Source organism: Pseudomonas sp. Tul2A7 (genome assembly GCF_054790505.1).
On the sequence record NZ_CP186499.1, the window covers coordinates 5,139,848 to 5,152,099 of the forward strand.

General features: G+C 58.4%; 9 protein-coding genes. 6 read left to right on the plus strand and 3 right to left on the minus strand.

Annotated features, from left to right (window positions below; all coding sequences use genetic code 11):
- Window position 1: 1 nt before the first annotated feature.
- Complete coding sequence (gene ccoN / locus ACOYXJ_RS23070) at window positions 2-1,429, minus strand: cytochrome-c oxidase, cbb3-type subunit I (RefSeq protein WP_123375455.1); 1,428 nt, start codon at window positions 1,427-1,429, stop codon at window positions 2-4.
- A gap of 341 nt (window positions 1,430-1,770) precedes the next feature.
- Between ccoN and ACOYXJ_RS23075 the strand changes: the two genes are divergently transcribed.
- The 3 genes from ACOYXJ_RS23075 to ACOYXJ_RS23085 all read left to right on the plus strand — a co-directional run bounded on the left by ACOYXJ_RS23075 (window position 1,771) and on the right by ACOYXJ_RS23085 (window position 5,115).
- Window positions 1,771-3,444: a nitrite/sulfite reductase gene (locus ACOYXJ_RS23075; protein WP_460371653.1), complete on the plus strand. Its 1,674-nt coding sequence runs from the start codon at window positions 1,771-1,773 to the stop codon at window positions 3,442-3,444.
- Window positions 3,441-3,920 (plus strand): DUF934 domain-containing protein, encoded by a 480-nt coding sequence (locus ACOYXJ_RS23080; protein ID WP_460371655.1) that lies wholly within the window; start codon window positions 3,441-3,443, stop codon window positions 3,918-3,920. The genes ACOYXJ_RS23075 and ACOYXJ_RS23080 overlap by 4 nt, the downstream gene beginning before the upstream one ends.
- A gap of 220 nt (window positions 3,921-4,140) precedes the next feature.
- A complete protein-coding gene (locus tag ACOYXJ_RS23085; RefSeq protein WP_460371657.1) occupies window positions 4,141-5,115 on the plus strand; it encodes a hypothetical protein in 975 nt (324 codons plus the stop codon).
- Window positions 5,116-5,720: 605 nt separating this feature from the next.
- Here the strand turns inward: ACOYXJ_RS23085 and ACOYXJ_RS23090 are convergent.
- Window positions 5,721-8,075, minus strand: coding sequence for a tetratricopeptide repeat protein (locus ACOYXJ_RS23090; RefSeq protein WP_460371659.1), 2,355 nt, complete (start codon window positions 8,073-8,075; stop codon window positions 5,721-5,723).
- A 212-nt stretch (window positions 8,076-8,287) separates the two neighbouring features.
- On the opposite strand from ACOYXJ_RS23090, the gene ACOYXJ_RS23095 reads away from it, so the two are divergent.
- Both ACOYXJ_RS23095 and ACOYXJ_RS23100 read left to right on the plus strand, forming a co-directional pair.
- Window positions 8,288-8,965, plus strand: coding sequence for a DUF3313 domain-containing protein (locus ACOYXJ_RS23095; protein ID WP_150792613.1), 678 nt, complete (start codon window positions 8,288-8,290; stop codon window positions 8,963-8,965).
- Window positions 8,966-9,624: 659 nt separating this feature from the next.
- A complete protein-coding gene (locus tag ACOYXJ_RS23100) occupies window positions 9,625-9,993 on the plus strand; it encodes a DUF6124 family protein (protein ID WP_102898934.1) in 369 nt (122 codons plus the stop codon).
- Between the two features lie 970 nt (window positions 9,994-10,963).
- On the opposite strand, the gene ACOYXJ_RS23105 is transcribed toward ACOYXJ_RS23100, so the two are convergent.
- On the minus strand, window positions 10,964-11,389 hold the full coding sequence (locus tag ACOYXJ_RS23105; protein WP_150792615.1) for a YciI family protein: 426 nt from the start codon (window positions 11,387-11,389) through the stop codon (window positions 10,964-10,966).
- A 341-nt stretch (window positions 11,390-11,730) separates the two neighbouring features.
- Between ACOYXJ_RS23105 and tpx the strand changes: the two genes are divergently transcribed.
- Complete coding sequence (gene tpx / locus ACOYXJ_RS23110) at window positions 11,731-12,231, plus strand: thiol peroxidase (protein ID WP_007955056.1); 501 nt, start codon at window positions 11,731-11,733, stop codon at window positions 12,229-12,231.
- The last annotated feature ends 21 nt before the right edge of the window (window positions 12,232-12,252 follow it).

Genomic DNA, 12,252 nt, shown 5'->3' on the forward strand with positions numbered 1-12,252 from the left:
CTCAGGCGATCTGCGCTTCGCGGTGCGCCAGTGCGACGTCGGCCACCCGCACTGTGCGCCAGACGTTATAGGCCATCAGCAACATCCCGGTAAGGAAGAACACCCCGCCAGCAAAGCGCACGATGAACCCGGGATGGCTGGCCTGCAGCGCCTCGACAAACGAATAGGTCAGCGTGCCGTCCTCGTTGATCGCCCGCCACATCAGGCCCTGGGTGATGCCGTTGACCCACATCGAAGCGATGTAGAGCACCGTGCCGATGGTCGCCAGCCAGAAGTGCAGGTTGATCAGCGGTGTGCTGTACATCTGCTCGCGGCCAAAGACTTTCGGCACCATGTGATAAGTCGCACCGAAGGTGATCATCGCCACCCAGCCCAACGCGCCGGCGTGGACGTGGCCGATGGTCCAGTCGGTGTAGTGGGAGAGGGCGTTAACGGTTTTGATCGCCATCATCGGCCCTTCGAACGTCGACATGCCGTAGAACGCCAGCGACAACACCAGAAAGCGCAAAATCGGGTCAGTGCGCAACTTATGCCAGGCACCGGACAAGGTCATCATGCCGTTGATCATCCCGCCCCAGCTCGGCGCGAGCAGGATCAGCGACATGGCCATGCCCAGCGACTGCGCCCAGTCCGGCAGCGCGGTGTAGTGCAAGTGGTGCGGGCCGGCCCAGATGTACAGGGTGATCAACGCCCAGAAATGCACGATCGACAAGCGATACGAATACACCGGCCGATTGACCTGTTTCGGCACGAAGTAATACATCATCCCGAGGAACCCGGTGGTGAGGAAAAAGCCCACCGCGTTGTGCCCATACCACCACTGCACCATGGCATCGGTAGCCCCGGAATACACCGGATACGACTTGAACCAGTCCACCGGAATCGACAGGTGATTGACCACATGCAACATGGCGATCACCAGAATGAACGCGCCGAAAAACCAGTTGCCGACGTAGATATGCTTGGTCTTGCGCTGCACCACGGTGGTGAAAAACACCACGGCGTAGGCGACCCAGACCACGGCCATCCACACCGCGCCGGAGAATTCGATCTCGGCGTATTCCTTGGTGGTCGTATAGCCCATCGGCAGGGTGATCAGCATGATCACGATCACCGATTGCCAGCCCCAGAAGGTGAACGCCGCGAGTTTGTCCGAATACAGCCGCACCTGGCAGGTACGCTGCACGGCGTAGTAACTGGCGGCGAATTGCGCGCTGCCGGCGAAACCGAAAATCACCAGGCTGGTGTGCAGCGGGCGCAGTCGGCCGAAGGTGGTCCACGGCAGGTCCAGATTCATCTCCGGCCAGACCAGTTGCGAGGCGATCAAAACACCCATCGCCATGCCCACCACACCCCAGAAAATCGTCGCGATAACGAATTGGCGGACGACCTTGTAGTTATAAGCCTGTCCGATTGTTGCTGTGCTCATGGTCAGTTCATCCACGGTTGCAAAGTCTTGCCAGGCCACCCGGTCTGGCATGAGCTGCACTGTAGAAACCCCGCCAGAAACAAAACAGGCTCAGGAATCTTTCATTTGTGCGGATCAGATTGAAGGGCTGGCTGCGGCGTTCTGCCGCGCCCTGATATGGTTTTTATCGCTTCAGGTGAATCTGTAACGTGCTGCGCTGCTTCGTCATAGTGCTCTGAAGAAAACTGTGGGAGCGAGCCTGCTCGCGAATGCGGTGTGTCAGCCAACAATGCAGTTGCCTGACACACCGCATTCGCGAGCAGGCTCGCTCCCACAGGAATAACTGATGAGGTGGCAGTGGCATGTATCAATACGATGATTACGACCGGGCGCTGGTGTTCGAACGTGTTGCGCAATTTCGCGATCAGGTCGAGCGCTTCATGGCCGGGGAATTGAGCGAAGAGGAGTTCCTGCCGCTGCGCCTGCAAAACGGCTTGTACATGCAAAAGCACGCCTACATGCTGCGGGTGGCGATTCCTTACGGCACCTTGAGCGCCGAGCAGATGCGCACGCTGGCCAGCATCGCCAGTGATTACGATCGCGGTTACGGCCACTTCACCACACGGCAGAACATGCAGTTCAACTGGATCGAACTCGCCGAGGTGCCGGACATCCTCGAGCGTCTGGCGCAGGTCAACATGCATGCGATCCAGACCTCCGGCAACTGCGTGCGCAACATCACCACCGAGGCCTTCGCCGGGGTGGCGGCGGACGAGTTGATCGACCCGCGCCCGCTGGCCGAGATCCTGCGGCAGTGGTCGACGATAAACCCGGAATTCCTCTTTCTGCCACGCAAATTCAAGATCGCCATCTGCTCGGCGAAGCAGGATCGCGCGGCGATCATGATGCACGACATCGGCCTGTACCTTTACTCCGGACGCGACGGGCAGATGCTCCTGCGAGTGATCGTCGGCGGAGGTCTGGGGCGCACGCCGATCCTCGGTTTGCAGATCCGCGAAGGCTTGCCGTGGCAGCATTTGCTGTCTTACGTCGAAGCCGTGCTGCGGGTGTACAACCGCCACGGCCGGCGCGACAACAAGTACAAGGCGCGGATCAAGATTCTGGTCAAGGCGCTGGGCATCGAGGCGTTCGCCAAGGAAGTCGAAGAGGAATGGCAACACCTCAAGGACGGCCCGGCGCAGTTGACCGAGGCCGAATGCCAACGTGTCGCCAGCGCCTTCGTGCCGCCGGTCTATCACACCCTGGCCGACACCGATCTGGACTTCGGCACGCGCCTGGCGGAAAGCCCGGCGTTCGCCCGTTGGGTCGCGCGCAATGTGCAACCGCACAAGGTGCCGGGTTACACCAGCGTGGTGCTGTCGACCAAACCGGGCATGGCCTCACCGCCGGGGGATGTCACCGGCGTGCAGATGCTCGCGGTGGCCGACTGGTCGCAACGTTTCGGTTTTGGCGAGATTCGTATTGCCCATGAGCAGAACATCGTTCTGCCCGATGTACCTAAAACCGACCTCTACGCGCTATGGCAACTGGCGTGCAAACATGACCTGGGCGGCGCCAACGTCGGCTTGCTGACAGACATCATTGCCTGCCCGGGTGGCGATTTCTGTGCCTTGGCCAACGCCAAATCGATCCCGATCGCCCAAGCGATTCAGGCGCGTTTCGATAATCTTGATTACCTGCACGATCTGGGCGATATCAGCCTGAATATCTCCGGCTGCATGAACGCCTGCGGCCATCACCACATCGGCAATATCGGCATCCTTGGCGTCGATAAGAACGGCAGCGAGTGGTATCAGATCACCCTCGGCGGCGCCCAGGGCAAAAACAGCGCACTGGGTAAAGTCATCGGCCCATCGTTCAGCGCCGCCGAGGTGCCACAGGTGATCGAGCGCATCATCGGCACGTTTGTGCGCTATCGCGAGCACGAGGAACTGTTTGTCGACACCGTCACGCGGATCGGACTGGAGCCGTTCAAGGAACGGGTCTATCCGAAGACGCTGGAGGTGTCGTCATGAACAATCTGCTGCGACTGGAGCAGGGTGAAGCGCGGATTGTGACGGACGATCCGTGGACGCTGGTGCGTGAGCCATCGACGGCAAGGCCGGACGGATTGCTGATGTTACCGCTGATGCATTGGCTTGAATCGCCGTCGACTCACGCGGTGTGGCTCGGCCCGGATGATGAGGTTGAAAGTCTGGTGCCGTGGCTGGGGTCGTTGCCGCTGATCGCGCTGGATTTCCCGAGCTTTCGCGATGGTCGGGCGTACAGCCAGGCTTATCTGCTGCGCAGTCGTTTCGGCTGGGCAGGGGAGTTGCGCGCGATTGGCGATGTGTTGCGCGATCAGCTCAGCCATATGCGCCAGTGCGGGTTCGACAGTTTCGCGGTGCGCGAGGACAAGTCTGCCGAAGATGCGCTGAAAGGGTTGGCTGGCATGAGCGTGTTGTATGGGCGCTCAGTCATCGAACCACGTCCGCTTTTCCGTCGGCGTTGACGGTCTGAAAGATCGCAGCCTGCGGCAGCTCCTACACGAGGTCAACTGTAGGCGCTGCCGCAGGCTGCGATCTTTTGATCTTGCTTTTGCCACCGGGGAAACCCCTACAACCCTCACTCGTTGGGCATTTTCCCTTGGGTCGATGCTGGCCTTTTGGTAGAGTCGCCGTCGCCAGCGGGTTTTCGGCTGGACGATGGAACCGAAGAAGGGAGTCTGATCAGTGAGTCCGGGCAAAAAAATCCTCGGCCTCACAGCGTTGCTGTTAATGGTGACGCTGTGGGCCAGTTACTTTTATGTATTCAAGGAAAACAGCGGCGGGCAGCTCGGCGGTGTCGGCGAAAGCACCGCGTGGTGCGGTACGCCACCGTCCACGGAAGCGGCGTTGCTGGGCAAGGACCAACTGACCTTGCGCGTCACCAACAACCTGCGCGGCGAGTTCATGCTCAGCGGTTCCCTGGTGATTTCGGAACGTACCTTCAACCGCTACGACCTCGCTCGCAACGAACTGCGTCTGCGTCTGGAGCCGTTGCAATGGTCCTACGGCGTCACGCCGATCTTCCTTGAACAGGTCAAGGTGCAGCCGCTGAGCCGCAACCTGTCCGCGACTAATAAAAGCGCCTACGCCGAACTTGAACCGCGCCCGATCGGCGTACAGGGTCAGGTCACTGAATTCCCGTTCGACACCTATCGGTACGGCTATAAACCGGTGCTCTATTACCTCAAGGGCAGCGAGCGCATCGACCTGCGTTTCAAGAACATCACCACGCTGATGGAGATGTCCAACACCTTCACGCCGATCCAGAAGTACAACCGCGTCGACTACATCAACGAGAAAACCTCGATGATCCGCGACGAGGATTACAAGGCTTACGGACCGCACGAATGTGCCTTCAGCGTCGAGCGCAAAGGCTCGTTCAAGGTTGTAGTGTTGCTGCTGCTGTTGGTGCTGTGTCTGCCGTTGCTGCTGGTGTTTTACCGTAATGAACCGGGGATCGACTTCCTGGCCACGCTGTTGGGCGCCGCGATCGTGCGGGTGCTGCTGATCGGGCCGGTGCAGGATTTTCAGCTCTACAACATCGACTTTCTGTTGGGCGCGGCGATTTTGTTGGTGGGTACGGTGTCGTTGATCAAGGCGATGCACATCAACAGCCGGCGGGAGATGGCTTTGCGTAGTGGTGAGACCTCATCCTGGTAAATCGGTTGAACCTTGAAAAGCCCCTCACCCTAACCCTCTCCCGGAGGGAGAGGGGACTGACCGAGGTGTCTGTCGTCCTGCACCGACGTGACAGACCGAGTCGATTATGGATTCAAAGCCAATCGGTCACGTCGGTGTATCTCTTGAATCTCCCCCAATCGGTCCCTCTACCTCTGGCATAGGGGACTGACCGGGGTGTCTGTCGTCCTGCACCGACGTGACAGACCGAGTCGATTATGGATTCAAAGCCGATCGCTCACGTCGGTGTATCTCTTGAATCTCCCCCAATCGGTCCCTCTACCTCTGGCATAGGGGACTGACCGGGGTGTCTGTCGTCCTGCACCGACGTGAAAGACCGAGTCGATTATGGATTCAACGCCAATCGCTCATGTCGGTGCATCTCTCGAATATCCCCCGGTCGGTCCCCTTTCCCAGAGGGAGGGGGACTGACCGAGTTGTCTGGCGAGCGATACCGACGTGACAGACCGAGTCGATTTTGGATTCAAAGCCAATCGCTCACGTCGGCATAACTCTTGAACATCCCCCAATCGGTTCCCTCTCCCTCTGGGAGAGGGCTAGGGTGAGGGAAGACAATCTCCAGCCAATCACTTAAGCGCCGGATCCCCCATATTCATCTTCTTCCACCCCTGCAACAACACCTGCGCCTTAGGCTCCTGCCCACTGTCGAGATACCACTGAATCAGCGATAACCGCGCATTGCGGTTCGCCGGTTGCACCTTGAGCAGACCTTCGAGCACCGCACACGCCTCATCGACCTTGCCGCGCTCATGCAGCGCTACCGCCAGCACATAACCGTACTGCGCGTTCTGCGGCTCCAGTTGTGCGGCTTTTTTCAGCGGTGACATGGCCTCGGCTGCCTTGCCGGCGCGGATCAGCGACAGACCTTGGGTGTGCTGCAACAGCGCCGCGTCAGGATGCTGCTTGAGGCTGTCATCCAACAACGTTCGCGCTTCGGCAGCGCGACCATTGGCTTCCAGCCATTGCACCAGAGTCACCAGCGCCGGGTAGAAATCCGGGTCGCGCTTAAGCGCCGAGCGCAACAGACCTTCGACCTCCGAACCTCGGCCACTGGCCTGATACAACATCGCCAGATTCAGATTGGCCTCGGCACGCTCCAGCAGACTCTTCTGTACCGTTTCGTACTCGGCAATCGCTGCATCCCAGTTGGCTTGCGCCGCACCAAGTCCGTTATTGCGCGCCACACTCAACAGATCCCTCGCGGCAACGATGCGCACGGCTTTCACCGGATCGCCCAGCAACGGCGCCAACAACGGCGCGCGCTCTGGCGGCGGCAGGAATGCACTGATCGCCCGCACGGCACTTTCGCGCACCTGAGGCGCCGGGTTCTTCAGATCCTGCGTCGCTAGCTTCAACGCCTGTTCGCTCGGGTACAGCGGCAACTCCGCCAGCAACGTCGCCCGTTGGATCGCTGGCAGGTTGCTGCGTTGCAACTGCTCATACAGCGCATCGGCTGCCCCCGGCTGACCATTTCGGATCAGCCACAGACTTTCGTCATAACGCGGAGCCTGGGTTGCGCTGGAGGCGCTCCATAACTTGAACTGCGCGGTGACCTTGTCGCCAGCCTTGCCCTGATGACACGTCAGGCAGGCATCCGGCGTGCCGAGTTTCTGCGCTCGCTCCGGGTTGGGGATGCTGAAGCTGTGATCATGGCGGAAGTCGTTGCCCATGTAGAACTTGCCCGGCATGTGGCAATCCACGCACTGCGAGCCAGGCTGACCCATGGTGTGGCGGGTGTGTTCAATGGAGTCGTAGTTCTTCCTCTGCAAGCCCTTGCCATCAACGCCTTCGACCGAGGTCTTGCCGGCAGTGTTGTGACATTGCAGGCACACCGCGTTGCCCGGTGCTTTCAGTTCGCTGCTGTGCGGGTTGTGGCAATTGCTGCAACGCACACCCTTGTCGAACATCTTGCTTTGCAGGAACGAACCGTGTTCGAACACCTCATCCTTGATCTTGCCGTCCAGCGCATACAGCTCGCGGGTGAGGGTGCTCGGCAGGTAATCATCCATCAAACGCTTGCCGACGGTGTAGCCATCGCCCAGCGGTGCACGGCGCGCGTGGCAGCGCGCGCAGGTTTCGATCTCGACGGTGGCGTTCTTGTCCTTGAGATCGACATCAAAACCCTGATGAATCAGATCGCCTTTTTTCTGCGTCCACTCCAAGTGATTTGATGCCGGCCCGTGACACGCCTGACAACCGACACCAAGGCTGTTCCAGTGACTGTTGAACGTGTTGCTGGCCGCATCGAAATTGCGCTTGAAACCAGTGGTGTGGCACTCGACGCACATGAAGTTGGCGTTCTGGCTCGGCTTGCTCAAGTGCAGCGGATTCTTGAAGTTGACGCCCTGGCCGGGGTAGAGGTGAAACCAGCGATGCTTCTCGGTATCCCAGGCCACGCCGAGCGCCTGCAAGCGACCTTCGCCGACCTCGATCAGATATTGCTGCAACGGTGCGATGCCGAAGGTGTAGGCGACTTTGAAGTCAGCGTTCTTGCCGTCGATGCCCGGCGTGTTGACCCAGAACTCAGCGCCCTTGTGTGAGAAGCGTGTGGTCTCGCTTTCGGCCTTGAAAGTGACGTTATCGAAATCGCCGAGCATGGTCTCGGCGTTCGCCGGCTGCATCGCCAATTGGTGATGCGAACCTTGCCAGTCCTTGACCTGTTCGGTGTGGCAGCCCTGGCATTGCTGTTCATCGACCATCGTTGCCGGTTTACTCGCCACAACGGGCTGCGGCTTTACGGTCGCCGGCACGCTTATTGGTGCAGTTTTTACGGGGGCGGGCGCAGGGCTGAAGAGAAACCAGCCGATCCCCGCCACGGCGGCGAGCAGCACACCGATGGTGATCGGGAACAGGTACTTTGAAATTGCAGATCGAGGCGAATCAGGGTCAGGTTGTGCTGTTTTATTTTTATGCTTGGGCATTGCGACTTCCGTAGTCCAGGTGCATTTGCCGTCTGATGTGCGTTCAAGCCCGGTGCAGCTTTGCCGGATGACCGGCGTCTGTCAAATGACCGTTGTGATCCGCCGCGCAGCCTTGCGTGAATATTGTGCTTTGCCATCGCAATTACCGAGGTTTTAGCTATACCTGTAATTCCCCCGGACAAAGTTTTCGGCCTTCTGACAGGAGTTACAGCATGAAGCTAGCAGTGATGATGGGCACACTGTGTTTTGCCACTCTCGCAGTGGTAGGTTGTTCCAGCAAAACCGTCGACCCGAAAGAGTACTCAGGCTTTCTCAAAGACTACAGCCAGCTCAAGGAAGCCAAATCTCCGTCCGGTGCCGAGGTCATGCGCTGGATCGATCCGAAGGTCGACATCAAAAAGTTCACCAGTGTGTACATCGAGCCAACCCAGCTCTACCCGAAACCGCAACCGACCGCGAAGATCTCCCAGCAAACCCTCAATGGCATCACCTCCTACTACGATCAGGCGCTCAAACGTGAGATAGGCAAAGACTTGCCGCTGGCCACCGGCCCGGGCCCAGGCGTGATTGTGGTGCGTGCGGCGATCACCGCCGTGAGCAGCAAGACCGAAGGCCTGCACGCGTATGAGGTGATTCCGATCGCTCTGGTCGCCGCAGCGGTCAGCACCGCCAGCGGTATCCGCGATCAGGAAACCACTCTGGCCACCGAAGCGGTGTTCCTCGATGGCGCGAGTAACAAGGTCGTCGCGCAAGTGGTGCGCAAAGGTACCGGCAAGCCGTTGGAAAATGACACCCAGGCGATGACGGCGAATGACGTCAAACCGGTGATCGATGGTTGGGCCTCGGACTTGCGTCAGTCGTATCTCAAGCTGAAGTCCGGGTCCAAATAATTCAGCGCAGTTGATGGCCCCATCGCGGGCAAGCCCGCTCCCACAGGGTTCGGCGTTGTGAATACGATTTTTGATTCACATCGTTCCCTGTGGGAGCGGGCTTGCCCGCGATGGCATTTGCTGAGGCGCTACATCATTGCCCGGTAAACCAGCGAAGGTAAGGATTCCCTCCATCCCAACGCGGCACGTGTAGTTGACCCAAGCGGCCGAGCCAATGCCGACGTCCTGCAAGGTGCTGCGCACAATGTCCTGCTGGAAGCGCTCGGTGATTTTCGATCGTCCGATCGTGGTTCGAGCCTTCGGCAGCTCTTACATATGCGTATTTCAATTCGGGATGTTTAAACGTTGTTTGGATTTTGCGGAACGTTCCCACAAGGTTTTCAGGTTGTCCGTCGGACGTCGGGTCTCTAGCCTGTGTTCGTCGCTGCCAAATCAGCGACCGGGACTGGAAACCCCGTCGGGTATTAGTGGCGCGTACACGCCTTTCATAACGTATCCTTGCGCACTTCGAATGTGTGCACTCCGTTATGGCGGCTGTGCGCGGGAGACCTTCGGGTCGACCGGGTCGCCGCTGCCCGGGTTTCCAACCTGCGTACAGCTGCCACCTCTTCGTCCGGAAACCGAATGGGGCAGCTCCAATTTTCCAGTGGAGTTCCACTATGAAAAAACCAACACCCAATCCCCCAGAATCAGACGCCGACACCACATCCCCCTACGCCTCAGTCGACAGTAAAAAACTCCACGAAGCCGCCGACCGCGCCCTCGACTACTACCTCAATCCCGCCGCCCGCATCATGTCCAGCGCCAACGAGCCGGAACCCATGTACCTCGCCAACCCCAGGTACAACACCGAATCCCTGCTCGCCAACGCCAGCGAAACCCTCGGCTCGGCCAGCGAGATGCTGATCAACTTCGCCGCCTCGCTGGAAACCTCACAGCGCAAGACTGCACTGGGCATCGCACAAGTCGTAATGCTGGGCGAACTGGCCGTCAACCAGGCCCTCGATCACGTCGAACTCAAAAACTGATCGCTCTTGAATGATCGTTCCCACGCTCTGCGTGGGAATGCAGCCCTTGACGCTCTGCGTCAAATTCGCAAGCTGGAACGCGGAGCGTCCCTTGAGGCATTCCCACGCAGAGCGTGGGAACGATCAATTAAGACAGATCGTCATGCTGGGGGAACTCGCGGTGAATCAAGCCCTCGATCACGTCGAACTCAAAAACTGATCGCTCTTGAATGATCGTTCCCACGCTCTGCGTGGGAATGCAGCCCTTGACGCTCTGCGTCAAATTCGCAAGCTGGAACGCGGAGCGTCCCTTGAGGCATTCCCACGCAGAGCGTGGGAACGATCAATTAAGACAGATCGTCATGCTGGGGGAATTCGCGGTGAATCAAGCCCTCGATCACGTCGAACTCAAAAACTGATCGCTCTTGAATGATCGTTCCCACGCTCTGCGTGGGAATGCAGCCCTTGACGCTCTGCGTCAAATTCGCAAGCTGGAACGCAGAGCGTCCCTTGAGGCATTCCCACGCAGAGCGTGGGAACGATCAATTAAGACAGATCGTCATGCTGAGTGAACTCGCGGTGAATCAAGCCCTGGATCACGTCGAACTCAAGAACTGATCTCTGTTGAATGATCATTCCCACGCTCTGCGTGGGAATGCAGCCCTTGACGCTCTGCGTCAAATTCGCAAGCTGGAACGCAGAGCGTCCCTTGAGGCATTCCCATGCAGAGCGTGGGAACGATCAATTAAGACAGATCGTCATGCTGGGGGAACTCGCGGTGAATCAAGCCCTCAATCACGTCGAACTCAAGAACTGATCTCTGTTGAATGATCGTTCCCACGCTCTGCGTGGGAATGCAGCCCTTGACGCTCTGCGTCAAATTCGCAAGCTGGAACGCGGAGCGTCCCTTGAGGCATTCCCATGCAGAGCGTGGGAACGATCAACATCAAAAGATCGCAGCCTTCGGCAGCTCCTACATGTGGTGTCCGGTTTAGCTGTTTTTCTTGGCCTGTTCGCGGATGCGTTCTTCTTGGGCGCGTGCCTCGGGAGTGAACTCGGCGCCGAAGTCTTCGGCGGAGAATATCTGGCGGATTTCAATATCGGACTCGCCCGGCATCGGGTTAGGGCAGCGCTTGACCCATTCGATGGCTTCTTCTTTCGATTTCACTTCCCAGATCCAGTAACCCGCCACCAGTTCTTTGGTCTCGATGAACGGCCCGTCGATGACCGTGCGTTTGTCCCCGGAGAAATGCACGCGAGCGCCTTTGCTGCTCGGATGGAGGCCGTCGGCGTCGATGAGAATGCCGGCCTTGACCAGTTCTTCGTTGAAGTTGCCCATGGCGGTGATCAGCTCTTCGCTGGGCATGATGCCGGCTTCCGAATCGGCGCTGGCTTTTACAAGGATCATGAAGCGCATGGCGGTTACTCCTTGGATTGTGGGGATTCGTTGTTTAGTCGAACGAGCCAGCGGTGAATCGACAGGGCCTCAGGTAAAAGTGCGGAGAATTTTTCACACCACAGATCCATTGTAGGAGTGAGCCTGCTCGCGATAGCGGTGTGTCAGTCAACATTTGCGTATATGAAAGACCGCTATCGCGAGCAGGCTCACTCCTACAGGGGAATGGTTGTGGTTTTGTATACAATTTTTTGCGCAGGCACCCAACAATTTCCAAACAGGGCATAGGTCGTCGGACAATTTCGTGGTTAACTTCGGCCTCTTGCATGCTTTCCAATCAAAACATCAGAAGGACTCAAGTCATGGCTCAAGTCACCCTTAAAGGCAATCCGGTTCAAGTCAACGGCCAGTTGCCACAAGCCGGTTCCAAGGCGCCAGCCTTTTCTCTGGTTGCCGGCAATCTGTCCGACGTCACCCTGAAAGACTTTGCCGGCAAGCGCAAAGTGCTGAACATCTTCCCAAGCGTCGACACCCCGACCTGCGCCACCTCCGTGCGCAAGTTCAACGCTCAGGCCAACGACATCAGCAACACTGTGGTGCTGTGCATCTCCGCTGACCTGCCGTTCGCCCAAGCGCGCTTCTGCGGCGCCGAAGGTCTGGAAAACGTACAGAACCTGTCGACCCTGCGCGGTGCCGAGTTCATCGAGAACTACGGCGTGGCCATTGCTGACGGCCCGTTGAAAGGCCTGACCGCTCGCGCCGTTGTGGTTCTGGACGAAAACGACAACGTCCTGCACAGCGAACTGGTCAAGGAAATCGCCGAAGAGCCTAACTACGAAGCGGCCCTGTCCGTTCTCAAGTAAGCGCTTTTACAATTGTTAACG

Excerpts from the sequence above, each read along its gene's own strand:
- tpx (WP_007955056.1), top strand. The coding sequence starts at position 11,731 with ATGGCTCAAGTCACCCTTAAAGGCAATCCGGTTCAAGTCAACGGCCAG.
- ACOYXJ_RS23080 (WP_460371655.1), top strand. The coding sequence starts at position 3,441 with ATGAACAATCTGCTGCGACTGGAGCAGGGTGAAGCGCGGATTGTGACG.
- ACOYXJ_RS23090 (WP_460371659.1), bottom strand. The coding sequence starts at position 8,075 with ATGCCCAAGCATAAAAATAAAACAGCACAACCTGACCCTGATTCGCCT.
- ACOYXJ_RS23100 (WP_102898934.1), top strand. The coding sequence starts at position 9,625 with ATGAAAAAACCAACACCCAATCCCCCAGAATCAGACGCCGACACCACA.
- ccoN (WP_123375455.1), bottom strand. The coding sequence starts at position 1,429 with ATGAGCACAGCAACAATCGGACAGGCTTATAACTACAAGGTCGTCCGC.
- ACOYXJ_RS23075 (WP_460371653.1), top strand. The coding sequence starts at position 1,771 with ATGTATCAATACGATGATTACGACCGGGCGCTGGTGTTCGAACGTGTT.
- ACOYXJ_RS23095 (WP_150792613.1), top strand. The coding sequence starts at position 8,288 with ATGAAGCTAGCAGTGATGATGGGCACACTGTGTTTTGCCACTCTCGCA.
- ACOYXJ_RS23105 (WP_150792615.1), bottom strand. The coding sequence starts at position 11,389 with ATGCGCTTCATGATCCTTGTAAAAGCCAGCGCCGATTCGGAAGCCGGC.